Annotated in this window: 21 protein-coding genes and 4 pseudogenes; 18 read left to right on the top strand and 7 right to left on the bottom strand. The window is 37.8% G+C overall.

Features of this window, described 5'->3' with window-relative positions; genetic code table 11:
• The first annotated feature begins 4 nt into the window (after positions 1-4).
• The 6 genes from der (at position 5) to ACFIMI_RS06520 (ending at position 5,221) form a co-directional block, all read left to right on the top strand.
• Positions 5-1,429 carry a ribosome biogenesis GTPase Der gene (gene der, locus ACFIMI_RS06545; protein WP_375668506.1) on the top strand — a complete coding sequence of 475 codons (1,425 nt, stop codon included), beginning with the start codon at positions 5-7 and terminating at the stop codon, positions 1,427-1,429.
• Positions 1,430-2,519: 1,090 nt separating this feature from the next.
• Complete coding sequence (locus ACFIMI_RS06540; protein WP_375692354.1) at positions 2,520-2,954, top strand: AtpZ/AtpI family protein; 435 nt, start codon at positions 2,520-2,522, stop codon at positions 2,952-2,954.
• Between the two features lie 7 nt (positions 2,955-2,961).
• Positions 2,962-3,720, top strand: coding sequence for a F0F1 ATP synthase subunit A (locus tag ACFIMI_RS06535; RefSeq protein ID WP_375612111.1), 759 nt, complete (start codon positions 2,962-2,964; stop codon positions 3,718-3,720).
• Between the two features lie 54 nt (positions 3,721-3,774).
• Positions 3,775-4,005, top strand: coding sequence for a F0F1 ATP synthase subunit C (locus tag ACFIMI_RS06530; protein WP_005773968.1), 231 nt, complete (start codon positions 3,775-3,777; stop codon positions 4,003-4,005).
• Between the two features lie 143 nt (positions 4,006-4,148).
• Complete coding sequence (locus tag ACFIMI_RS06525) at positions 4,149-4,715, top strand: F0F1 ATP synthase subunit B (protein ID WP_375613532.1); 567 nt, start codon at positions 4,149-4,151, stop codon at positions 4,713-4,715.
• 11 nt (positions 4,716-4,726) lie between these two features.
• Positions 4,727-5,221, top strand: coding sequence for a F0F1 ATP synthase subunit B (locus tag ACFIMI_RS06520; RefSeq protein ID WP_375613531.1), 495 nt, complete (start codon positions 4,727-4,729; stop codon positions 5,219-5,221).
• A gap of 124 nt (positions 5,222-5,345) precedes the next feature.
• Here ACFIMI_RS06520 and glyS read toward each other — a convergent pair whose 3' ends face one another.
• The 4 genes from glyS to ACFIMI_RS06500 all read right to left on the bottom strand — a co-directional run bounded on the left by glyS (position 5,346) and on the right by ACFIMI_RS06500 (position 11,468).
• Entirely contained in the window at positions 5,346-7,568 is a 2,223-nt protein-coding gene (gene glyS, locus ACFIMI_RS06515) for a glycine--tRNA ligase subunit beta (RefSeq protein ID WP_375692353.1), read from the bottom strand.
• Complete coding sequence (locus tag ACFIMI_RS06510) at positions 7,568-8,509, bottom strand: glycine--tRNA ligase subunit alpha (protein WP_375692352.1); 942 nt, start codon at positions 8,507-8,509, stop codon at positions 7,568-7,570. The genes glyS and ACFIMI_RS06510 overlap by 1 nt, the downstream gene beginning before the upstream one ends.
• 92 nt (positions 8,510-8,601) lie before the next feature.
• On the bottom strand, positions 8,602-10,296 hold the full coding sequence (locus tag ACFIMI_RS06505) for a tetratricopeptide repeat protein (RefSeq protein ID WP_375612092.1): 1,695 nt from the start codon (positions 10,294-10,296) through the stop codon (positions 8,602-8,604).
• A 95-nt stretch (positions 10,297-10,391) separates the two neighbouring features.
• Positions 10,392-11,468, bottom strand: a complete 1,077-nt coding sequence (locus ACFIMI_RS06500) for a polyprenyl synthetase family protein (RefSeq protein ID WP_375613529.1) — start codon at positions 11,466-11,468, stop codon at positions 10,392-10,394.
• A gap of 179 nt (positions 11,469-11,647) precedes the next feature.
• Here ACFIMI_RS06500 and ACFIMI_RS06495 point away from each other — a divergent pair, with 179 nt between their 5' ends.
• The 6 genes and pseudogenes from ACFIMI_RS06495 to ACFIMI_RS06470 all read left to right on the top strand — a co-directional run bounded on the left by ACFIMI_RS06495 (position 11,648) and on the right by ACFIMI_RS06470 (position 16,261).
• Positions 11,648-12,436 (top strand): tRNA1(Val) (adenine(37)-N6)-methyltransferase, encoded by a 789-nt coding sequence (locus ACFIMI_RS06495; protein ID WP_375612094.1) that lies wholly within the window; start codon positions 11,648-11,650, stop codon positions 12,434-12,436.
• Positions 12,437-12,628: 192 nt separating this feature from the next.
• Positions 12,629-13,477 (top strand): S49 family peptidase, encoded by an 849-nt coding sequence (locus ACFIMI_RS06490; protein WP_375612095.1) that lies wholly within the window; start codon positions 12,629-12,631, stop codon positions 13,475-13,477.
• 237 nt (positions 13,478-13,714) lie between these two features.
• Positions 13,715-14,623 carry a 4-(cytidine 5'-diphospho)-2-C-methyl-D-erythritol kinase gene (locus ACFIMI_RS06485; protein WP_375692351.1) on the top strand — a complete coding sequence of 303 codons (909 nt, stop codon included), beginning with the start codon at positions 13,715-13,717 and terminating at the stop codon, positions 14,621-14,623.
• A gap of 199 nt (positions 14,624-14,822) precedes the next feature.
• Positions 14,823-15,458, top strand: a complete 636-nt coding sequence (locus ACFIMI_RS06480) for a ribonuclease HII (RefSeq protein ID WP_375613527.1) — start codon at positions 14,823-14,825, stop codon at positions 15,456-15,458.
• A gap of 205 nt (positions 15,459-15,663) precedes the next feature.
• A pseudogene (locus tag ACFIMI_RS06475) lies at positions 15,664-15,944 on the top strand (type II toxin-antitoxin system RelE/ParE family toxin).
• 17 nt (positions 15,945-15,961) lie between these two features.
• The gene (locus ACFIMI_RS06470) at positions 15,962-16,261 is read left to right on the top strand and encodes a HigA family addiction module antitoxin (RefSeq protein ID WP_183194585.1); all 300 of its coding nucleotides are present in this window, start codon (positions 15,962-15,964) and stop codon (positions 16,259-16,261) included.
• Here the strand turns inward: ACFIMI_RS06470 and ACFIMI_RS06465 are convergent.
• From ACFIMI_RS06465 to ACFIMI_RS06455, 3 genes and pseudogenes are all read right to left on the bottom strand, one after another.
• Positions 16,246-17,211 (bottom strand): annotated as a pseudogene (locus ACFIMI_RS06465) (tyrosine-type recombinase/integrase); the annotation flags it as partial. The gene ACFIMI_RS06470 and the pseudogene ACFIMI_RS06465 overlap by 16 nt on opposite strands.
• A gap of 125 nt (positions 17,212-17,336) precedes the next feature.
• Positions 17,337-17,516: a hypothetical protein gene (locus ACFIMI_RS06460; protein ID WP_375613526.1), complete on the bottom strand. Its 180-nt coding sequence runs from the start codon at positions 17,514-17,516 to the stop codon at positions 17,337-17,339.
• 103 nt (positions 17,517-17,619) lie between these two features.
• Positions 17,620-17,979 (bottom strand): annotated as a pseudogene (locus ACFIMI_RS06455) (DUF488 family protein).
• Between the two features lie 160 nt (positions 17,980-18,139).
• On the opposite strand from ACFIMI_RS06455, the gene ACFIMI_RS06450 reads away from it, so the two are divergent.
• The 6 genes and pseudogenes from ACFIMI_RS06450 (at position 18,140) to ACFIMI_RS06425 (ending at position 22,983) form a co-directional block, all read left to right on the top strand.
• The gene (locus tag ACFIMI_RS06450) at positions 18,140-18,307 is read left to right on the top strand and encodes a hypothetical protein (protein ID WP_375613525.1); all 168 of its coding nucleotides are present in this window, start codon (positions 18,140-18,142) and stop codon (positions 18,305-18,307) included.
• A 212-nt stretch (positions 18,308-18,519) separates the two neighbouring features.
• Positions 18,520-19,527, top strand: a complete 1,008-nt coding sequence (locus ACFIMI_RS06445; protein WP_375613524.1) for a filamentous hemagglutinin — start codon at positions 18,520-18,522, stop codon at positions 19,525-19,527.
• Positions 19,524-19,926 (top strand): annotated as a pseudogene (locus ACFIMI_RS06440) (hypothetical protein). Before ACFIMI_RS06445 ends, ACFIMI_RS06440 begins: the two are co-directional and overlap by 4 nt.
• Positions 19,914-20,078: a hypothetical protein gene (locus ACFIMI_RS06435; RefSeq protein WP_375613522.1), complete on the top strand. Its 165-nt coding sequence runs from the start codon at positions 19,914-19,916 to the stop codon at positions 20,076-20,078. The pseudogene ACFIMI_RS06440 and the gene ACFIMI_RS06435 overlap by 13 nt, the downstream one beginning before the upstream one ends.
• A gap of 25 nt (positions 20,079-20,103) precedes the next feature.
• On the top strand, positions 20,104-20,463 hold the full coding sequence (locus ACFIMI_RS06430; RefSeq protein WP_375681835.1) for a hypothetical protein: 360 nt from the start codon (positions 20,104-20,106) through the stop codon (positions 20,461-20,463).
• A 684-nt stretch (positions 20,464-21,147) separates the two neighbouring features.
• Positions 21,148-22,983 (top strand): outer membrane beta-barrel protein, encoded by a 1,836-nt coding sequence (locus ACFIMI_RS06425; RefSeq protein ID WP_375692350.1) that lies wholly within the window; start codon positions 21,148-21,150, stop codon positions 22,981-22,983.
• The last annotated feature ends 154 nt before the right edge of the window (positions 22,984-23,137 follow it).

Here is a 23,137-nt window from a genome sequence, read left to right as displayed (position 1 = left end):
ATCGATGAGCCTTACCATTGCTATCGTTGGTCGTCCCAATGTTGGGAAGTCAACACTATTTAATCGTTTGGTTGGGCAAAAATTGGCTTTGGTTGATGATAAGCCTGGTGTAACACGTGATCGGCGTATTCATGCGGCAAAACTTCAAGATCTACGTTTTGATGTGATTGATACGGCTGGGCTGGAAGAAGCAGGTGATCATACACTTGAGGGGCGTATGCGTTCTCATACAAAAGTTGCAATTGATGAAGCGGATCTTATTTTATTTGTATTTGATGCAAAGAGCGGAATAACACCAAGTGATTTAAATTTTTCTTCATTGGTTCGCAAATCAGGAAAGCCAATTGTGCTTGTTGCCAATAAGTCTGAGTCAAGAGCGGCAACAGGAGGAGAGTATGAGGCGTGGTCATTAGGTTTGGGAGAGCCATGCCCAATATCGGCTGAACATGGTTTGGGACTTAGTGATCTGCGTGATGCAATTATAGATGCTGTTGGGTCAGAGCATGTTTTTGGCAACAACAAAGAAGAAGATAGAATGATACAACCTGCATCTGTTGGTGATGATGTAAAGGATTTGGAAGAAGAGGAGCTTATTTACGATGAAAGTAAGCCCATTAGGATTGCAATTGCGGGGCGTCCCAATACAGGAAAATCCACTCTTATCAATAGTATGTTGAAACAAGAGCGATTGTTAACAGGACCAGAAGCAGGACTCACGCGTGATTCTATTTCTGTAGATTGGGAATGGCGTGGTCGTCATATTAAACTTTTTGATACTGCAGGTTTACGTCGAAAGTCGAGAATTCAAGAAAAATTAGAAAAACTATCTGTTGCAGATACTTTGCGTGCTATTCGTTTTGCAGAAGTGGTGGTCATTGTTTTTGATGCAACGATACCTTTTGAAAAGCAGGATTTACAAATTGCTGATCTTGTGATTCGTGAAGGGCGTGTTCCAGTTATTGCTTTCAATAAGTGGGATCTTATTGAAAACAGTCAGACCACATTGATTGATTTGCATGAAAAATGTGCGCGATTTCTTCCTCAAGTTCGTGGTTTGAGAGCTGTTCCTTTATCAGGACAATATGGTCAAGGGTTTGATAAACTGATGGAAAATGTCATGATGATGCACCGTGTATGGAATCGTCGCATTTCGACGGCTAAATTGAACCAATGGCTTGGAACTGTTGTGGCACATCATCCACCTCCTGCGGTTTCTGGACGTCGACTTAAGGTTAAATACATCACACAGGTTAAGACACGTCCTCCTGGATTTATGATTTCCTGCTCGCGCCCCAAAAGTATGCCTCAGTCGTATTTGCGGTATCTTGTCAATGGGTTACGTGAAACATTTGATATGTCTGGTATACCCGTTCGCATATCATTACGAGCCTCTGATAATCCTTTTGCGACACGTTCCAAGAAGAAATGATAACTCTTTAATTTTTTAAGTGAATGAAATCTATACTTAAGAATCTTAAAAATAAGTTTTTTAAATGATCGTTCTTTTCATAAAAGAAAAAGTTTTATTTGCTAAAGTTTTAATTTTATTGATAATCATTTATCATGAGCGCTATTGAATAGAGTTCTCTCATCTTGATAAAGATCATTTATTTGCATGTCATGAGAAGAGTTTAATAGGGAGTATTTAAGAAAGAGTACATAATCCTCTTAATGGGTTATTAAAGTGCAAGAATAGATGCAATATGAGGGTAGGGGAATGTAATTATGATGCTTGTTTGAAAAGCAGCATTAGATTATCGTTTCATAAAAATAAAGCTTATGAATAAGCGCTTTTGCTTACGATAGTTTGTCTGAATAAAAAGCAAAAATATTTGCTGAATCTACGGATATTCAATTGTAAAGAGCGAAATTCATAAAAGTGGATTAAAATTGTATAAAGTAGTATGGTAATCGTATTTAAATTTTATTGTGTTCTATTGGCTTAATCTATTTGAAATTTTGGATTTATTAATATCTTGTATTTAAAGGACCTTCTCTTAATACCCTCAAGCTCATTTCGTGATGAGGCCTGTAATGGCGTATATAAAATACTTTGCGAATAGGATCATATAGAAACCATTGATTATTTCATTTTCATAAAATAAAAAGTGCAAGTTTATTCGAATAAAAGGAGAAAACCAACGCTCTCATACTGTTTTTAGCTTTCTATGTTTTCTTTCAAAACTAGGACTGATATAACATTGGGAGTCGGAAAATAAGATGGTATTGGTTTACACCTTTTGTTAAGTGTAAAAATGGTTGTTCTATGAGTTTTATATTATTCACGTGAACTTTTCGTTATACATTCACGGGTGCTGTCGTGAAATCGGTTTAGGTGCTTGGAATATCTTTTTAAGAAAGCATGTAAATTGAAAAATACGTTATTTCTGCAATAAAATTTATACGATAATTTGTGATAGATTTCTTTTAGTATCTTGACGAATAAATTCGGGAACAATATGATGCACACGGTTTTATGAAGTGTATTCTTACGTTGCTTTTTAATTAAGGAGCCAATGATGGCGATGGGCGAGAAACCCGTTATGAGCCGTAAGGAGGCTGAAGAGGAAAAGCAAGGAGAGTGTCTTCATTCAGAGGATTTGGAATGTCGTAGTAGGAACTTAAGCGTAGCTTTAGTGCGCAAGCAAGCATTAAAGAAGCAGGAGCATAGGAATAAGCGGGAAAAATCACAAGGAAGGATGGCAGGTGCAATTAAGCTTTCCAGTGAGTTTCTGGCAAGTATTATAGTTGGTATTGTTTTGGGGTTGGGGTTTGATAAGTTAGCAGGTTCATGGCCTTGGGGATTGGTATTTTTTCTCTTCTTTGGATTTGCTGCTGGTGTATTGAGTATTCTTCGGTCTGTGGGGTATGTTTCCTCCAGTCAATTAGGAAAAAAAGGCGTATTGCGCCAAGATAAACAAAATAAAGGGGCCAATGAGAGGTCCGATAAATGAGGTTGAAGTGACAGCGCACGCTCCAGATCCTATTCATCAGTTTGAGGTTTTAAGGCTGATTAAGATTTCCATAGGAAATATGGATTTATCGTTTACAAATGTATCATTGTTTACAGTTCTCACGGTTGTTGTAACTTCTATTTTTCTCTTTATTTCATCATCGAGTCGTGGATTGGTTCCAACGCGGATGCAGTCTCTTTCGGAAATGGCATATGAATTTGTAGCATCGACTCTGCGGGAATCATCTGGTGTGCAGGGAATGCAGTTTTTTCCTTTAGTTTTTTCTCTGTTTACTTTTATTTTGGTTGCTAACTTTATTGGTCTCTTTCCTTATTTTTATACGGTTACGTCTCAAATCATGATCACGTTTTCGTTAGCAATGGTGGTAATTTTGACGGTGATTGGTTATGGCTTTTATAAGCATGGGGTCAGTTTTTTGAAACTGTTCGTTCCCAGTGGAGTTCCTGTTGTGGTTTTACCTCTGGTGACAATGATTGAGGTTATTTCTTTTCTCTCCCGTCCAATTAGTCTTTCTCTTCGTCTTTTTGCGAATATGCTTGCTGGTCATATTACGCTTAAAGTGTTTTCTGGGTTTGTTGTTTCAATGATTGGGGTAGGAATCGTAGGTGTGGGTGGTTCGATTTTACCGCTTATTATGACTGTAGCAATTACTGCTCTTGAGTTTTTGGTCGCATTTCTTCAGGCTTACGTCTTTACGGTTTTAACTTGTATGTATCTTAATGATGCAATTCATCCAGGACATTAATAGAACTGGCGGTTTTCCGTCGAATAATGCAATTTCGCTTTAAAGGAGAATAACATGGAAATGGTGCTTGCAGCAAAATATATTGGCGCTGGTCTTGCTTGCTTTGGTATGGCTGGAACAGCTTTAGGACTTGGTAATATTTTTGGTAGCTATCTTTCTGGTGCATTACGAAATCCATCAGCAGCAGATAGTCAGTTTGGACGTCTCGTCTTTGGTTTTGCTGTAACAGAAGCTTTGGGAATTTTTTCATTGCTCATTGCTTTATTACTTCTTTTTGGGGTTTAATCATTATCAAAAGGGTATATCTGTTCTTGCATGAGGAAAGATTTACCCTTTTAGGCTCTTAACTAGAGAGATGCCAGAGAGATGTTTGTCAGTTATCATCGGTTATAGAGGGCTTTAATAAGCTATTTAAAGGATGAAAGAAGATGTTTGTTTCAAGCGCTTATGCACAGAACACTGAAACGTCGATAGAACATATTAAAAAGGTAGCAGAGCATGCAAATCGTGTGTTTCCGCCTTTTGATTTTGTGCATTTTGGTTCGCATTTTTTCTGGTTGGCAATTTCTTTCGGACTGTTTTATCTTTTTATCTCCCGTGTAATTGTACCACGTATTGGCGGTGTTATTGAAACACGGCGAGATCGAATCGCATCTGATTTAGATCAGGCAATGCGCATGAAGCAAGAAGCAGACATTGTTGTTGAAACTTATGAGCGGAAATTAGCAGAAGCGCGTTTGAACGCGCAGGCTATAGCGCAGGTAGCTAGTGAAGAATTAAAAGAAAAGGCAGAGCTTGAACGGAAAGAAATTGAAGAGAGTCTAGAGAAAAAACTCGCAGATTCTGAAAAACAGATAGCAAAAATTCGGGATAAAGCGATGCAAAATGTTGGTTCTATCGCTGAAGAAGTAGCTCTTGAAATTGTGAAAAAATTGATTGACGTTGATATCAGCAAAGAGGCTGTTCGTTCAGTTGTTAAAACTGCGGATTATTGAGGAAGACAAAGATGACTGATACTTTTTGGGCATTTGTTGGGTTAGTTCTTTTTTTGGCTCTTTTAGTCTATTTCCAAATTCCACAGAGGGTTATACACCATCTTGATGCGCGCGCGAAACGTATCAAAGATGAACTGGATGAGGCTCTGCGTCTTCGTGAAGAGGCACAGGAAATATTGGCTGAATATCAACGCAAACATGCAGAAGCAGAAAAAGATGCGCAAGAAATTATTGCAGCAGCAAAGCATGAAGTTGAATCCGTTATTGCTGAGGCCCGTGCAAAAGCAGAGGAATATGTAAAAAACCGCAATAAATTGGCAGGACAAAAAATTGCCCAAGCAGAAGCGGATGCAATACGCATGGTTTCTTCATCGGCGATTGATTTGGCAATTTCTACAGCACGTACCCTTATTGCAAGGGAAATAGATTCTAACAAGGCAGATGAACTTATCAAAGAGTCTCTTGAGAAAGAATCATTTATCAAAATGAAAACATATCTTAATTAATGATATTTGAGAGATAAAGAACAGTCTCTTTGGTTACATAATTTTCTCAATATTAATTAATAAAAGTCATAAAAAAGAAAAAATTATCTTCATTGTTTTTATCAGTTAATAGGGTATTTTGATTTTAAATGACAAGTTTTGAGAAGTCTGCAACCGATTGTGTAACAATGTGAGTGCGTTTGAGAAGAGCAAGACGGTTAGCACGAACATCAGTTTTTTTATCATTCACCAATACTTTTTCAAAAAATATATCAATCAATTTTCCAAGTGGCGCTAGCACACTGAGTGCAAATGATAAATTTGTTGCATTGATGGGAGCAAGAACCTTTCTTTCTACTTCACAGATTGCATGATAGAGCTGCTTTTCTTCTTTCTCGACAAAGAGCTCAGGATTAATTTCATTCGCTATTGTTGTGCTTTTTTGAAATTCATTTTCAAGAATATTGGCAGTACGTTTTACAGAGGCTACAAAGTTCATTCCATCGTGGGTATTGATGAAAGCGATAAGCGATTCGACACGACGTGCAACCAATAAAAAATCATCAGAATCTTTATTTAAAACGGCTTCAAGGGCATCGTAACGAGCGCCTTCCTCTTTTAGATAGATTTTCAAACGGTCATGAAAAAAGAATAACAGATCTGATAAAATATATTCTGTTTTTTCTGGAAGCAGATTCTGCAATTGTGAATTTTCTCTTTGAGAGATTTCATATTTATTTTTTTGTTGTAAGAAAAGATTCGTTGCTAACTGGAACAGCGGCATAAGATTGATTTTCCAATCTCGCGAAAGTACAAGCCTAATAATTCCCAATGCTGCTCGTCTTAACGCATAGGGATCTTTTGAGCCCGTTGGTTTTTCATTAATGAGCCAAAAGCCAACGAGCATGTCAATTTTGTCGGCGAGCATAACGGTTATAGCAAGTGGTTCTTGTGGAAGACGATCTGTTGGACCTTGAGGTTTATAATGGTCTTCGATTGCTACAGCTACGCGAGGATTTTCCCCTTGAAGAAGGGCGTATTTTTTCCCCATAACACCTTGTAGTTCAGGAAATTCTCCGACAATTTCTGTTTGCAAATCAGCTTTTGCAAGGATGGCTGCACGTTTTGCTAAAAGAGGATCTGTTTGTATCAAAGGTGCGATTTCTTGTGCGAGTGTAGCAATGCGTTCTACTCTTGCACCTTGCGTACCTAATTTAGCATGAAAAGTTACATTCAAATGATCAAGTCGCGCCATTCTTTGATCGAGAGGTTTTTTTATATCAAGTTCAAATTTTTTTATAGAAGATTCCAATTGTTGAAGATCAGGCAAATCACGCTGATCAGTTTGCCAAAAATGAAGTGCATCGGAAAGACGGGCACGGACAACTTTACTATTTCCTTTGGAAATTTCTTTGCCTTCATCATTTGCAAGAATATTAGAAACGAGAATAAAATGATGAGAAAGTTTTACTTTTTCTCCTTGTTTACGGGTGACAAAACATTTTTGATTGGCTCGAATGGTCAAGCGAATAATTTCTGGAGGAATATCAAGGAATGATTTTTCAAAATCACCCATCAGGATAACAGGCCATTCAACAAGACCAGCAACTTCTTCTAGGAGAGGATTATCTTGAACCAGTTCTAAACCGTTTGCAAAGCAGAGATTTTGGGCATCAGCTAAAATAATATTCTTTCGTCTCTCGGCATCCAGAATGACTTTATGGGTTTCAAGTTTAGTAACATAATCATCAAAGCGGCGCACTTGAAATGGCTTTCCATCACTTAAGAAACGATGACCATAAGTTAAATTATTGCTTTTAAGAGAACCAATTGTAAATGGAATAACATGTGTTTCACCAATTTCTGGTCCGAAAATACAAAGAATGTTTTGTAAAGGTCGAATCCACTTCAAAGTACCACTTTGTGCTGAATCTTTTCCCCAACGCATAGATTTCGGCCACGGAAAGTTGCGGATAATATCCGGTAAAATATCGGCAATAATTTCTTCTGCTGCTCGACCTTTTTTAACAATTTTAGCAATATAAAAATGACCTTTTTTATCATCATGTCCAATATGCGCTTCAGAAATATCGTTTAATCCTGTTGCACGTAGAAAACCATCAATTACATGCTGTGGTGATTTTATACTGGGACCTTTGCGTTCTTCATGGACATCTTTGGAGCGTGTGGAAAGTCCGCGTATGTCCAATGTTAGCCGACGAGGTGTCCAATATTCACGAGCAGCTTCATAGATCAATCCAGCATTCACAAGTTGATCTGTAACAAATTTTTTAAGATCAGCAGCAGCTTTTCGTTGCATACGTGCGGGGATTTCTTCACTGAAAAGTTCAAGAAGAAGATCAGACATTAGGCTTCTCCAGTGTATATTTGTCCAGCTTCTGTGAGTAAGAAGGCTTCCCCACAACGGCGCGCGAGATTACGAACGCGAAGAATGTAATTTTGTCGTTCGGTTACAGAAATAACGCCACGTGCCTGCAAAAGGTTAAAGATATGGCTCGCTTTAATACATTGATCATAGGCAGGAAAAACACAGCGATGGAATACATTTTCTTTATTTGGTTTTCCAGCATCAAGAAGTGCGCTGCATTCGCGTTCTGCATCGATAAAGTGCTGATAGAGCAGTTTTGTATCAGCAAATTCAAAATTATAATATGAGTATTCCTGTTCTGCCTGTAAAAAAATATCTCTATAACTTATTTTGTTGTCTCCCTCCAAACCATTAAAGTTAAGGTCATAGACGTTATCAACCCCTTGGATATACATCGCTAGACGCTCAAGACCGTATGTGAGTTCCCCTGAAACTGGAGCGCATTCAATGCCGCACACTTGTTGAAAATAAGTAAACTGAGAGACTTCCATTCCATCGCACCAGCATTCCCATCCGAGCCCCCAAGCACCAAGAGTGGGACTTTCCCAATCATCTTCAACAAAGCGAATATCATGCAGTTTTGTATCAAGCCCGATAGCTTGTAGCGACTTTATATAAAGTTCTTGTAGATTGAGCGGAGAGGGTTTGAGAAGCACTTGGAATTGATAATAGTGTTGTAAACGATTTGGATTCTTACCATATCGGCCATCTGTTGGACGTCGAGAGGGTTGGACATAAGCAACTTTCCAAGGGCGTGGACCTAGAGAGCGTAATGTTGTTGCTGGATGAAAAGTCCCAGCTCCGACTTCCATATCGTAAGGTTGCAAAATTGCACATCCATAGTGTGCCCAATAATTTTGCAAAGTTAAGATTAGTCCCTGAAAAGAACGTTTGGGGTTAAGATGTTCAGGCAGTTTCACGCTTTATACTCTTTATATTGGACTAAACAAAAAACCAAAGTAATTTTAGTTTCTCTATTTATTATTTCATGTGGTTTATGGTTAAGCATCATTTATTGCAAACCAAATTTCAACTTTTCTTGAATTTGTTCAGAATTTTCTGGTTTTCCGTCAATTGCGTGGTTCCATTGAAAGATTGCTTCACGTTTACGTCCAACTTTCCAATAGGCATCCCCTAAATGATCATTCAGTGTTGGGTCCTCAGGTTGTAATCTGACAGCATTTTCTAATATTTGCACTGCTTTATTATATTCTTTTAGTTTATAATAAGCCCACCCTAAAGAATCGAGAATATGACTGTTGTGAGCTTGCAAAGCAGAGGCTTTTTGTAGCATACGGAGCGATTCTTCAAGCTTCTCACCACGTTCCACAAGGGAATAGGCTAAATAATTAAGAACCTGCGGTTGATTTGGAAAAAATTCAAGTGATTTTCGCAAGTCAAGTTCTGCTTTTGGCCATTGCTTTAAACGTTCAAAAGCAATACCACGCTGATAAAAGAGTTTCCAATCGTCCTGCTGAAAGTTTTTTATCTTTGTAATAGCGTAGTCTAGAGTTTTAATAGCCTCAAGAAATTTATTGTCCTGCATATAAAAAGCAACGAGCGTTATCAAAATATTACGATCATTGGGAAATTTTTTATTTAACAATGTGAGTAATTTTATTGCTTCTTTGTAATTGTTGTTATTGGCAAGAAGGAATGCAAGATGAAGTTGTCCATCTTTATAATAAGGAGATTTAGGGGATAAAGCGCGATAAAGTTTAATTGCTTGATGTGGATCGTTCAATTTAGCAGAAATGTGTGCGAGCTGAAACAGTGTTGCGTCATTTTGAGGGTATAAGGCGAAAGATAATTGCTTAAAAATACGTGCAATTCGCCCTGAGTTTTTGTAGTTGAGGGCTGTTCCAAAATTATATAATACCTCGGCTGCTCCTTGTTGAGGTGTTTTAATAACTCTCTCTAAGAAAGAATTTTTTTCAATTTTTTCTTGAAAGTTTTTAAGGACTTCTCGACCTGACAACATTTGTTCGCCATGCTGGATTGTTTGAAGAGCTTGGTTGCGCATATTATGGCGCAATTGGAATGAGGCATAGGCTATGATAATACGCTCATAAGTATTAGGAGCGATAAGAGTTCCCTGTTTGTTACTCAGTGCTTTAATGAAATATTTTTTTGCATCCTTTGGCCGTTCTGCAAGGTCGCTCATAAGTGCTAGATGATAAGATATAAAAAGATCATACCAGACAGGACCTTTGAGTTTCTTAAGATCATCGATTGCCTGAGATTTTTGTCCAGATCCAAATGTAATCCAAGCGCCGATGAGTTCAGGTATTGGATTATTGGACGTAGGAAGTTCCTTTAATTTCAGAAGAGCTTTGGCATTCTTATAATCTTTTTTGATGAGACTTTCTACTGACAAAGTTAAGGAAACAAAGGGAGTTATAACATCGTTCTCTTTGAGTTTTTGGGCTTGTTGGACAGCTTCTTTAAAGTTTCCGACCGAGAGCATAGCTTCAAGGAGCTCTTTTTGTGTTTCAATGTTATCAGGTTGATAAACCAGTGCTTGTTTAAAATAATTGATAGCAAGTTCTGTTTTATTTTCATGATTTGCAACCCGTCCAGCTAAATAAGCACCTGTAAATGAGCTTGTATGAGTTGCTGCACTTATTTTACTGTAGGTGAGGGATGGCATCAGCATGATACCCACGATAAAGAGGGCAAAAAGTCGAGATACCGTTGCAGAGCACATGGAGCTAATCCTTTTCAAGATAATCAATTGATGGTGTTGTTTATAGATCATATCTCATTACTTTGTTGAGAAATACTGCGATTCTTGCAAAGAATTCAGTTTACGCGCGCAATACAAAATTCAACAGTCTCAACGAGAGCATTATAAGCAAGATTTTCATTCATGGGAACAAGAGCATCAATTGCATATTTTCCATAGATGCGTGCTTGTTCTATTGTATCTGTGATACTATCATACTTTTCCATTAAGTGTTGCGCGTGTGCGAAGGATTCATCATTATTATTGCCATCTTCAAGCGCTTTTTTCCAGAAATCTTTTTCTACCATATTCCCACGCTCATATGCGAGAATAACAGGCATTGTGATTTTTCCTTCTCTAAAATCATCCCCTATATTTTTTCCTAAGTTTTGAGCACTACCGCTATAGTCAAGTGCATCATCAATTAATTGGAAAGCTAAACCTAAGGATGTTCCATATTCACGTAATGAAGAACGCTCTTTATTTCCATAGCCAGCAATAATGGGTCCTACTTCAGCGGCTGCTGAAAAAAGTGCTGCTGTTTTTGCATCGATGATTTTGAGATATTCTGAAGGGCTGGTTTTTATATTTTTTGCGGCAGAAAGTTGCATAACTTCTCCTTCAGCAATAATTGCAGCAGCGTTGGCTAGGACAGAGAGCGCTTCTATGGAACCGACATCGACCATCATTTTAAAGGCCTGGCCCAATAGGAAATCACCAACAAGTACACTTGCTTGATTCCCCCAAATCATCCGTGCTGTAGATTTTCCACGTCGTAAATTACTTTCGTCAATCACATCATCGTGTAGCAATGTTGCTGTATGCATAAATTCAACAGCTGTTGCGAGTTTTATATGCCCGTCACTTTGATAACCAAACATATGAGCAGAAGCGAGCGTAATCATTGGGCGTAATCGCTTTCCACCTGATGAAATAAGATGGTTAGAAATTTCAGGGATCATCTCAACCTCTGATTTTGCCATAGAGAGAATAAATTGATTTACGCAATCCATATCTTTTTGAGTAAGATTGACAAGAGATTGAAGAGAAATTTGATTATTTCTTATTTGTTTTGGTTTGATAGCTGCACTCAATGTGTTTACTCCTAGAGTATTGCAATGGACATATATAAAATTTACTTTATTCATTAGCATAAAGGGGGTTTGGTTTTGACTCAAGCTTTTGATGTCGTTTAAAAGTGTTAGCTTGGAATGTTATTGGCAAGAAATGTTCTTTAGCGAGTGTAATCTTATTGTTATGAAATAATAAAAAATTTAAAATAGTAGCTGAATGGCAAAAATGCAATTTATAAAGGTGAGCATTAGGCTTTTAAATGGATAAAGCAGCGAATCAGAGTGGTGAAACAATTGACAGTTTTCACCGCGGAAAATTTTATTTGGTTCAACCCCATAAATATGGTCATCGTTCTGGAATGGATGCGATGTTATTAGCTAGTTTGGTTCCAAGTGATTTAAAGGGCAAGGTTGTTGATTTAGGTGCAGGTGCTGGAGCTGCGGGTTTGGCTGTTGCTTCGCGTTGTCTGAAAGTTCATGTTACCTTAGTTGAACGTTCAGCTTTTATGGTATCTTACGCTCAAAAAACGCTTATGCTAAAACAAAATAAACAATTTGCTAGCCGAATTTGTTTGCTAGAAGCAGATGTTACCTTCAAAGGGAATGCCCGTATAAAAGCAGGTTTGATAGATAATAGCTTTGATTTTGCGATTATGAATCCACCTTTTAATAATCCCACCGATCGTAAGACACCTGATAAACAAAAATCTGAAGCACATGTTATGTCTGAAGCAATGTTTGATAACTGGTTGCGGAGTGCAGCAGCTATTGTTAAGCCAGGTGGATACTTAGGGCTCATTGCACGTCCACAATCGTTGACAGATATCTTGCATGCTTTAGAAGGGCGTTTTGGTGGTATTTGTATAATTCCTGTGCATGCCCGTGCGAAAACAGCAGCAATTCGTCTTTTATTTTACGCAAAACGAGGAAGCAGAGCAGCTTTATCTATTTTACCGGCATTGGTTATACATGAAGGTAATGACCATACTTTTTCACCTCGAGTTGATGCAATTAATAATGGATATATAAGCTTGTGGGAACTTTTCTAATAGTATCTTGTGTTTTTTAGTTTATTATTTAAAGTCTACACTTTGTCATTAGGGAGGCTTAGCTTTTGGGTGAAGTTATATTTCTGATTGTAATGTGGGGATTGATTGGCGCTTTTGGATGGTATCACGTTGTTCCTTTTTGTTGTCCTTGCCTATTTAATTGTTCTTAATTTATAAGGAGATTTTGTTTTGATGGATTTTATTAAAAGTTTTATTCCACGCCGTTTTTCTTCCGATAAACTTGAAATTCCTGTGGTGCGCCTTCAAGGAGCAATTATGGATTCATCAGCATCTATATCTCGTACCCTTTCCCTCAGTAGGTGTGCAAATCTTTTAGAGAAGGCTTTCGCACACAAAAAGTCACCGGTTGTTGCACTTATTATTAATTCTCCTGGTGGCTCACCTGTACAATCGCGTTTTATCTTCAAGCGCATTCGTGACTTGGCAGAAGAAAAAAATAAAAAGGTTCTTGTGTTTATTGAAGATATTGCAGCATCTGGTGGTTATATGATTGCTTGTGCAGGGGATGAAATTTTTGCAGATCCTTCTTCAATTGTTGGTTCCATTGGAGTGGTTTCAGCTTCCTTTGGTTTTCCGGAACTTTTGAAGAAAATTGGTATCGAACGGCGTGTATACACAGCAGGAAAGAACAAAGTTACATTAGATCCATTTCAGCCAGAAAAAAAGGCGGATATTGAGCATTTGAAATCTCTCCAACTTGAAGTGCATCAAACTTTTATCGATTTGGTTAAAGAACGGCGTGCTGAAAAATTATCAGATGATTCGAATCTCTTTACAGGAATGTTTTGGAGTGGAAAACAAAGCGTTGGGCTTGGTCTGGTTGATGGATTGAATGATGTACGTTCTGTTATTAAGGAGCGCTTTGGTAATGATGCAAAACTTCGACTTATTATGCCTCCAAAAAGTTTTTTAGGACCTAAAACGCCTTCAGGAGTGACGGCACATACGGTTTATACAGTCGTTGATAGTGCATTGATGGCAGCAGAAGAGCGAGCTCTTTGGCAGCGTTATGGTTTGTGATGGAAAGGATCATTCAAGCCAGAGAGATTTTTATCTAAAAACAGATACTAGAAGAAAAAAGGCTTGAAATGATACGAATGAGAACATGTCGTTTATTTTGTATGAGAACTCTTTATATTTATTGTTTTTTAGAAAACGATTAAGAATATTCCAAGCTGTTTATAGGGCTCGTGCTAAAAGTATGGGTAAAAGGGGGAAATTTTTAAAAGAACCCTATGTAAGTGAATATTACGTCATATGATATCAAATGTACAAACTTCGTTCCAAAGACATTCCTATTTATTTACACCTATTAAATTGAATTTAGCTCTACATGTTGTGGGGCAACGTGCTGATGGGTATCATTTAATAGAAAGTTTGGTTTATTTTAGTCTTAGCGGTGATTGTCTACACTATGCACCTTGTGAAAATAATCAGTTTGTTTTGACGGGGTCGTTTGCAAAAGGGCTTGTTTCTCATTTAGACAATTTGGTTATTCGCGCAAGGGACTTTATGCATAAGACTTTTCCGGAATGTGCTCAACCTGCTTTTTTTCGGCTTGTAAAAACATTACCTGTTGCTTCAGGCATTGGTGGTGGCTCAGGTGATGCAGCTGGGGTTATCAGCATGTTGCGTCGGCAGTGGAATCTTGATTGCTCTTACGAAGAATTAGCAAAAATGAGCTTAGTTCTTGGTGCTGATGTTCCCATGTGCCTTTGTGCATTAGAGTATCAGCAGCCGCTTTTGGTTAAAGGAATTGGTCAAGAGATGATACGACTAAAAGAAGCTTGTTCATTAGCAATGGTATTGGTTAATCATGGACAAGAGATTTCAACACAAGCTGTTTTTAAAGCGTTAGAGAAGCGTCATAATCCTTCTTTAAAAATTAATACAGACGCTTTAAAGAGTGTTGATTCATTAGTTGATGTTTTACAAGAAACGCGTAATGATCTTTTTTCTCCTGCATTAAAAATAGCACCTCAGTTAGCTGAAGTGTTATCTATATTAGATGAATGTGGGGCTCTTTTTTCCCGTATGTCTGGAACGGGAGCAACTTGCTTTGGCATTTTTAAAAATAAACAAACGGCGCAACAAGCAGCTCTTTTTATCAAATCAATGTACCCAAATTGGTTTGTAAAACCTATCATGACTTTAGGAAATATTTGATAAATAAATATAAAAGCTTTTATTTTATCATGATTTTATTATACATAATAAAAGAGGGGAACCAAAGAAATGTGTTTTTTTATTTTTTGTGCAAGAATTCGTGGAATGTTTGAAGAGCCATTTAAAACTGTAATGCTTGCAAAAAATGATCAGGCTACAGAAATAGATGTATGTTTGTTGTATTTGTGATGTATCAAAGATGTTTAATTTGCCGCTTCAACCAAATTTTTCGTGCGAATTGGATTTGCAAAAACAGGGTTTTTTTCATATAGCAGGTGTTGATGAAGTAGGACGGGGGCCTCTCGCTGGACCTGTGGTAACAGCAGCCGTTATCTTGGATAAAGATCGTATTCCTAATGGGTTAAATGATTCAAAAAAACTTTCTTTTCTCCAACGAAATAGACTTTATCATGAAATTTTGCAAAGTGCATTAGCGGTTTCAGTCGCCAGTCTTTGTGCTCGTACAATTGATCAATCTAATATTAGAAAAGCAACGTTAGAAGCAATGCGTCGCTGTATTATAGGATTAGCCATTCCAGCCCACTATGTCCTTGTTGATGGGCGTGATATTCCTTCTGAGTTGTCCTGTCCTGCAATGGCGTTGATTAAGGGCGATCAGCGTTCGGTTTCAATTGCAGCCGCATCTATTATTGCGAAAGTAACGCGTGACCGGATGATGGAATGTGCAGGACAAGTTTATAAAGGGTATGGTTTAGAGAAGCATGTAGGTTATGCAACGCTAGCGCATCGTACAGCTCTTGATAAATATGGACCAGTTATAGGATTACATCGTTATAGTTTTGCACCACTAAAAGAGTGTAAAAAAGGTAATTAAAATCAGTGATTTACTACAAGAGTAAAGGGTTTTATAATTCATTGATTCTATTATGTTTTTTGAGTGTCTATCCCTAACCTTTTTGAAGCTTTTTATCACTTATTCCTATCTATTTTTTCCAGATATAGAATCAGATATTTCTAACATGGGCTTAACTCTTATTTGTTATTAACCGTATAGCAATGATATACGACAAGGGGCGGTAATGGCAATTGTGAGTTTTAAATATAAGGGCTTAAAATTATTTTATACAACAGGTTCCACAAAAGCTATTTGACCAGATCACTTAAAAAATTACGCGTTATCTTAACGGCTTTAACAAGTGCTACTACGCCTGAAATGTTGAGAGCGCCTGCCTTTAAAATACACCCTCTTAAAGGTGAACTTACAGGGTACTATTCTATATGGATGAATGGAAATTGGCGTGTTACTTTTCGCTTTATAGGAACAGATGTGGAGCTTGTTGATTATCAAGATTACCATTGATGAAAGGAACGAAAATAATGATGCATAACCCCGCACATCCGGGCGAAGTTCTAAAAGTAGCTTTCTTAGACGAAATGGGGATAACAATACAAAAGTTAGCTAATCATCTCCATATGACAAGAGCTTCTCTATCAAGAGTGATTAACGGACATGCCTCTATGAGTACCGAACTTGCAGTGAAATTAGAACTAGCTGGTTTTAGTAAAGCGAAATTTTGGCTGGATATGCAAACAAATTATAATTTATGGCAAACAATGCAACAGACACAACCACCTATTTCTCCTCTGGTTTCTGAAGCACATCAAACGTCGCTTTGATTTCGTTTATAATTTTGACGAGGCTTTAGTTTTTTAGCTTCCGCCCGTTGCTCTAACCTTTTTTGAAGTTTTTTAATGGCTTCTATTGCAAGGCGTTTTCTATCGGCTGTTTTGGTATAAAGAGATGCCATTTTATCTTCTGTCCAGCCAAAAAGCGCTTTCATTTGCGAAACCGTAGCACCAGCATTGGCAGCACGTTTTGCTGCTAATTTTCGCAATCGGTGCGCTGATTTTTTAATACCCGCCGCATTACATGCTTCACGAAAGAGGTTGCCAAAACTTTCTTTGACAAGCTTATTTCCACCTTTACCACAAATGAATGTTTGATCACCTATGGGACCAATTTTAAGGGTTTCCTCTAGTTCTGGTAAAATAGGAAGAAAAACATCTGTTTTAAATTGGCTCTTTTCTGTTTTGAGATAAATGATATTATCTTTGACGTCTTTCCAGCCGATACGAACGGCATCACCACGACGCAAGCCTGTATAAAGAAGAACATCAATCCAGACGCGTTCATGTGTACCATGTGACCAATGGTGATAATATTTGTCTATGTCCTCTTCTAGCCATGGCAGTAATCCCCCACTGTTTAAAGATTTTGGTGCTTTTATATTAAAGGCAGGATTTCTATTTAAAAGGGCATTATCAACCGCCCAATTAAAGAGACCGTTTAAAGAGGTCAAAAAATATTTTGCCGCTGCGAGAGTAGCTCGCCTTCTGTCTACGGCGTCAAGGATGTGGTGTTTTTCTATGCTTTTATGTGCACGATCAGCAATATTTTTAGAAACATTGTTCAGAATTCGATATTTAACTTTTTTAGTAGATTCTAATTGATTATGCCATTGCATGCTTTGTAAATACTGATGCAATAACCAATCGAAAGAGCCTTTTGTAAGTCTGTTTATTTTCTTGGAGATGCCATTTTGCGCTTGTTTAATAGCCAGCGTATATTTGCTCTGATGGAAATCAATGGACTGTCATAAATTTTAGCTTTTCCACTAATAAATGTACCACCGAAAACTTGTGCATCCCCAAAAACTTTGGCATAACCATAGACTTTTGCATCATCACTTATTCAGCAATTGCCATCATGACTTAGATTGTCTTCTTTTTGTATAAAAGCGCCAAGATCACCTGCCTTTACATCTCCAAAGTCTCTCAAATCACGGATGCAGTAAAGTGTAATGTATCCACCAACCTCAATTGTTTCATTAGTCAGTTCATATTTCTTTTCCTTGATTTGCGCAGAATTCACCCGTAGCGTGAATCATGCATCACTTAAAAGTTATTAGGAATGGGTAGGGGGCTGGGAGGCATATGGGCACTCCCATTTTTTAAAAATATGCAAATTTATTTTTTTAGATGTGCTTAATTTCATATTTCCAATCAGGCAACGGAATGAGAGCTAATGCGAGTTGTCCTCTATGACACATGCATACATTAGCTTCAAAACAGGTGATTGCAACGCGCTTTTTGTTTAAAAAAATTTGATATAATTTGTTTATTGCACAAGAACTATCCTTGAGAGTTGTATTTTGATAATCTTCAAAAAGGCGATCATAATCTTTTGTGTTTTCAAATTTCTTCGTTTTTCAGAGGCAATTCCAAGTTCAGGCATATGCCATATATTCAATATCAATGTTGTTTACAACTTTCTCTAATTGTCTTTTTGAAAATCCGTATTTTCTGCTTATTGGATTTTTACGAATATCATACAAAAGTTTAATATTATTTTTGATAAGTTGATTGAAATAGTCCTCAAAGGATTTTCTTTCATAGCCAATGGTAAAAAACAAAAGCTCTCATCTTTAGCAGGCTGTATGATAATATGTTTGATGTTACACACGTTTATTTCCTTAGTAAATAGGTGGGGGCTCTATGAGCGCCTCTTTCCAAAAGGATAAATTCTCCAGTGATTATCACAGCGTTGTGGAGCAAACAGGGGTTAAAGCTGGTGATGGCGGTTTTGATATCACTGTTAAAGATAAAACAACTTTGACCGGAGGTATTATTGAAAGCACAGCCTCGGCAGAAAAAACAGCCTGACCACAGGAAGTATCAGTACCAGTGATATCACCAACAGTGCGCATGCTCAAGCCAGCAGCCAAGGGTTTAGTCTTTCTGGGAATGACACGATAAAGAACATTGCCAAAAATGTTTTAAATCACGGCAAAGCCAAGGATGGAGCAGAAGGGGAAACCAAATCTGCTATCAGTGATGGGAGTATCATCCTTACTGATATAACTGGACAGACGGCGATGGGGCAAGATGCTGGACAAATCATTGGCTCTCTCAACCGTAACACCGCAGCAGCCCACCAAGCAGTAGGACAGCTAGATGTCGCACCGCTTGAGGGGGTAGTGCATAATCGCGTAGATATGATCAATGATTTATCGGATGAAGGATTGGGATACTTTGATAAAATTTATAAAATCGCCTATGTCAAAAAATATCCTGAGGGTGAGGTTGAGCATGATGAAAATGGCAATGTCCTCTATGCAACAGATAAAAATGGAAACTATATAAAAGACAGCTATGGAAGAAAAATACCTCTGTATCACTATTTAACACCAGAAGAAGAAAAACATTTACAAAAAGGTTCTGATGGCAAGGTTCATATGTTTTACAATGGTATTTTTACCTCACCAGATGATGCTGCGCGTTATACTGTCCAGTTTGCTGACAATGATCATGGTCCCCTTTATTTTACATACTTCCCAGAAGCTGAAGACTGGGAAGTGGAAGTAGGGATAGCGATTTTTCAGAAGTTTCTGGAAGGTAGATTTTTTTTTGGATTGACCAATTCAACCAAGAAATTCCAGGATATAATGTATCTTTATGGCAATACAGGATTGCATGATGATGCCCATAGTCGTGGTACCATAACAGCAGGAAATGGATCATATAATTTAGTAAAGCATGGTGTTCTCGGTATAGCAAAGGAAACAATGGTTAATTTCTTTGGTCCAGCTTATAATACTCAAGACATGGCAGATACGTTATATATCTTAAAGGATGGCAAGCAAACCACTGTCGGCTTGGAAAACCATACAGATGATTTTGTTGGTGTAGTATTTGGTGGAAATCCCGCTACTTTTTACCAGAGACCCTTTGGTAGTAACGCAGTTAAAGAGGCAAAGAAAGTACTATTTAGTTATCCCAGCCCTCATGTTTGTTATGCAAATGCGGATCGAGCATGTAGACATGATTATGGTTCATCTCACCGTATACAAATTGATTCAATTAATTCATGGAGCAAAAAATGAAACAAACCTTAAAATTATTAAGTGCGATAACTCTATTGAGTATAGCTGGGTGCCAGTTTACTAAAACTCCCTCATCTTCTATAGGGGCATGGGAGAAGCCAGGAGCAGATTTTACAGAGGTAGCAAAAGCATTATTAGAATGTGGTATGCCAACTCCTTATGATAAGGATCCAGAAAGCTCAGCTACAATGCAAATGCAACCATTGATGCTTGCATGCTTCAAGCAGGATTTCGCTATAAATATGATGTGGGGGGAGGCTGGTGTGGAAATCATAAAGCCGAAAACTTGCCCATTTGTCGTCCAGGTGCTATCATATCATATCACAGCGCAGTGTCAAGAAGCGCTTAAACAGCCCTTATTGTAAAAAATATAAAAATGCACCTGAATGCAAACCTTAAGTCTTTCTTGTGATGATCAACAATCCGCCATCCTTGCCTTCGCTTGGAATGGCGGGATTATTTCCTCAACCAATCATCTCAATATTGTTCACCGTTGTTTTAATGAAGCGATGACAGAAAATATCAACAGGCTTATGAGCTTTTTATCGTAAATAAATCCATTAAAAGAGGGGAATAATGAAGAAAATCTTAAAACTGTTGAGTTGTATAGCTCTGTTAAGTATCACTGGATGTGTTAACTCAATTCCCTCACTTTCTCCAGCATTATGGAGAAATAAAATACTTTTAGAATGTGGAGTACCGGACCTTAATAAGGTTGTGGCGCTAGATTTAAATCAATTCGCCAGTATTGAAATGTGTATGGCGCAATCAGGTTTTCGTCCTAGCTTTACAATACAAGATTGGTGTGAAAATCATAAATCAGACAACCTTCCCATATGTCGTCCTGGTGCTGTCATGCCTCAGCGAAGTATTGAGAGACGCTTAAATAGCCCTTATTGTAAAAAGCATTCAGAACAACTTGAATGCAAACCTTAGGTCTTGCTTCAGCAGAGAAAGCCTTGTCCGTCCTTACGAAAATTTCGCTTGTAACGTGCAAGCAAGTGATTTTAATTAATACAACATGGAACAGATTTTAAATGATAGAATCCTACAGAATTAGTTTTTTCATTCAACATGAAAACAATAAGTTATCTTTATAAATCAATGTGATGTAGCAGGATGAAGATGTTTATGCAAAGAATCTAAAAGTTTTTTTGCGAGTGTTTGAATAATTTCTTTGTTTTTCTGAATTTTAGATACAAAATACTATTGCTAAAGTACTAAAAGTAGATCATGCTGGTAAATAGATGAAACTTTGATGGCGCTTGGTTTTAAAAAAGGCAATATTTGATTTCACTGTTTGCGCTGGTATTGATTTTGCAATAACAGATAATAGTTTATTGTATGCAAAATACTGTTATTTAGATTTTGGTAAAAGAAATTTATAAAGAATATTATCATTAACAGTTATGCGAAACTTTAATGAAAATGAATCCAACTTTAATACACATAATTTTAGTGTGATTTAGTTTACAAATTCTTATTGAATGCAGAATTAAAAGTTTAAGAAGCCTTATTTGCAAAAATTCTTTATTTTTTTGTGAGTGTGTCATTTTTGCTACAGATATTTCAGAAAAGATGCTCTATATGAATTTCATTTTGGATATTTGGAGAGATTTTATGAATACAAAACGTTTAATAACAGCGTCTATTTTTTCTTTAATTTCAGCGTCTACAGCACTAGCTGCTGATGTTATGATTCCTCATCAGCCAGCATCATCGACTGCTTCTACCATTGTTGCACCTACTTTTTCATGGACAGGTCTTTATTTAGGTGTCCAAGCTGGTGGTTTTTCGAGCAAAGCTGATATGGCTCTTGTTGGTCAAGAAAAGAGTTTACCACTGGATAAAGAGTTCTCTCCTAAACTTTCAGGTTTTGCAGGTGGTTTTTATGCAGGTTCTAATATTGATCTCGGTGACAACTTTATTTTTGGTATCGATACGGATTTAATGGTATCTGGAAAAAAACACACAAAGACCATTACCATAGGTGCAGCTGATAACGCTACAGTAGAAAATGCAGTCGTAAGATCCCGCAGATCCGCAAGCCTACAAACACCTCAAGCACCACAAGCAGCAACATCAGAAGAAACACAAAGAATTGCCTCAGGAACTGCAGGTGCAGGAGCTACAACAGGAGGGACTCTAACAGCAGTATCCGCTTCAGAAAAATCTGCTGGAACGCGATCCAGTCAAGCACCAGCTAAACCAGTAACTGCAATTCAACCGTCACGAGCAGGAGCAGCACAATCAAATCAAGCAGCAACAACTGGAGATTCTAGCAATGTTAATGCAACACAAACAGTGGCTGTGGAGGTAAAAAATCCAGGAGTTTCAACAATATCATCACAAACACCAGCTGCATCGCCAGTAGCACAATCAGCCTCCTCTAGACAGACGGTTAGATTAGTGCAATTGCCATCGTCTTCATTGGGAAGATCAAATACAGGAGGGACATCGGTAGGTGTGGTAAGTCGATCACAGCCAGTTGCATCTAAATCTTCCTCCCCCGACGCAGGGGGTAGAACACCAGAGCGGTCAGCATCGCTCTCATTGGCAAGATCAGCTATAGGAGGTCAGTTATCAGGGGGAAGGGCAAGTGAAGGAACAGTGTCTGAAAAACCAGTTGCTATAAAAACCGCGTCTTCTACCTCATCAACAGTATCAGGCGCAAGTCAGCCAGCAGTAAAAGCACCTACACTGGTACAACCTGTATCACAACCATCAGCAGCAGAAAAAACAGTACCGAGTTCATCACTTGTACTCGCGAGATCAGGATCATCCAATGGTTCAGAGACAAAAGTTTCTAATGGAATAAGCGGAGCCCAACAGGGAGGTCATCATAGTTCTTCCCATAGTAGTGGAAATGCTAATGCACATGGTGCACCTCATGCAGGTGGGCATAGCTCTGGTGCTCATCCGAATGGTACTAATCCACATGCTTCTCGTTCTCATGGTGGACAGAATATGTCTGGACACGGTGCACAAAGTACACAAGCGGTGGATAAGAACGCTTCCAGTGTATATGGTATAGAACAAATAAAAAAGATGGCTTCTGAACTTGGTCTTGATCAAGAGGATGCAGTTGAAACTTTAAGTCATACTTTCAAACAAAATTGGGGTGGTGCTACACGGGTACGTATTGGTTTTGCTGCTGATCGCTTTATGCCTTATCTTGCTGGTGGTATTGCTTATGGGCAATTCCAAGACACTGTATCAATATCTGTTAAGGATGAGGATGGAAGAGTCGTTTCTTCTAAGAACTTAGCTGATGAAACAAAAACCATGATTGGTTACACACTTGGTGGTGGCGTTGATTTCTCGCTTCTAGATAATGTGATTGTACGTGCAGAATATCGTTACTCTGATTTTGGTAAAAAGAAATTTGCAAAGGAAAAACTTGAAGTTAACTACAAAACCAATGATTTCCGTGTTGGTGTAGCTTATAAATTCTAATTTTTTAAAGAGTAAATTTCTAAGAGGCTCCACTGTCAGTGGAGCCTTTATTTTTTTTTAAGATCACTTTTTGGTTTCTTTTCTTGTGAATTTCATGATAAAGCCCATAGAGTGTGATGATATATTTTCCTGATCGCTGCTTAATACGAATGAT

The organism is Bartonella sp. AP4SXKL (assembly GCF_042195845.1).
Classification (GTDB): domain Bacteria; phylum Pseudomonadota; class Alphaproteobacteria; order Rhizobiales; family Rhizobiaceae; genus Bartonella.
This window is presented reverse-complemented; position numbering and strand designations above follow the sequence as displayed.

What these genes read in the sequence shown, in the direction of transcription:
- ACFIMI_RS06540 (WP_375692354.1), top strand. Translation starts at nt 2,520, where the DNA reads ATGGCGATGGGCGAGAAACCCGTTATGAGCCGTAAGGAGGCTGAAGAG.
- ACFIMI_RS06485 (WP_375692351.1), top strand. Translation starts at nt 13,715, where the DNA reads ATGATATCAAATGTACAAACTTCGTTCCAAAGACATTCCTATTTATTT.
- ACFIMI_RS06500 (WP_375613529.1), bottom strand. Translation starts at nt 11,468, where the DNA reads ATGCTAATGAATAAAGTAAATTTTATATATGTCCATTGCAATACTCTA.
- ACFIMI_RS06450 (WP_375613525.1), top strand. Translation starts at nt 18,140, where the DNA reads ATGAGCGCCTCTTTCCAAAAGGATAAATTCTCCAGTGATTATCACAGC.
- ACFIMI_RS06430 (WP_375681835.1), top strand. Translation starts at nt 20,104, where the DNA reads ATGAAGAAAATCTTAAAACTGTTGAGTTGTATAGCTCTGTTAAGTATC.
- ACFIMI_RS06530 (WP_005773968.1), top strand. Translation starts at nt 3,775, where the DNA reads ATGGAAATGGTGCTTGCAGCAAAATATATTGGCGCTGGTCTTGCTTGC.
- ACFIMI_RS06505 (WP_375612092.1), bottom strand. Translation starts at nt 10,296, where the DNA reads ATGTGCTCTGCAACGGTATCTCGACTTTTTGCCCTCTTTATCGTGGGT.
- ACFIMI_RS06490 (WP_375612095.1), top strand. Translation starts at nt 12,629, where the DNA reads ATGGATTTTATTAAAAGTTTTATTCCACGCCGTTTTTCTTCCGATAAA.
- ACFIMI_RS06520 (WP_375613531.1), top strand. Translation starts at nt 4,727, where the DNA reads ATGACTGATACTTTTTGGGCATTTGTTGGGTTAGTTCTTTTTTTGGCT.
- ACFIMI_RS06445 (WP_375613524.1), top strand. Translation starts at nt 18,520, where the DNA reads ATGGGGCAAGATGCTGGACAAATCATTGGCTCTCTCAACCGTAACACC.
- ACFIMI_RS06480 (WP_375613527.1), top strand. Translation starts at nt 14,823, where the DNA reads ATGTTTAATTTGCCGCTTCAACCAAATTTTTCGTGCGAATTGGATTTG.
- der (WP_375668506.1), top strand. Translation starts at nt 5, where the DNA reads ATGAGCCTTACCATTGCTATCGTTGGTCGTCCCAATGTTGGGAAGTCA.
- ACFIMI_RS06470 (WP_183194585.1), top strand. Translation starts at nt 15,962, where the DNA reads ATGATGCATAACCCCGCACATCCGGGCGAAGTTCTAAAAGTAGCTTTC.
- ACFIMI_RS06495 (WP_375612094.1), top strand. Translation starts at nt 11,648, where the DNA reads ATGGATAAAGCAGCGAATCAGAGTGGTGAAACAATTGACAGTTTTCAC.
- ACFIMI_RS06435 (WP_375613522.1), top strand. Translation starts at nt 19,914, where the DNA reads ATGCAAACCTTAAGTCTTTCTTGTGATGATCAACAATCCGCCATCCTT.
- ACFIMI_RS06525 (WP_375613532.1), top strand. Translation starts at nt 4,149, where the DNA reads ATGTTTGTTTCAAGCGCTTATGCACAGAACACTGAAACGTCGATAGAA.
- ACFIMI_RS06425 (WP_375692350.1), top strand. Translation starts at nt 21,148, where the DNA reads ATGAATACAAAACGTTTAATAACAGCGTCTATTTTTTCTTTAATTTCA.
- glyS (WP_375692353.1), bottom strand. Translation starts at nt 7,568, where the DNA reads ATGTCTGATCTTCTTCTTGAACTTTTCAGTGAAGAAATCCCCGCACGT.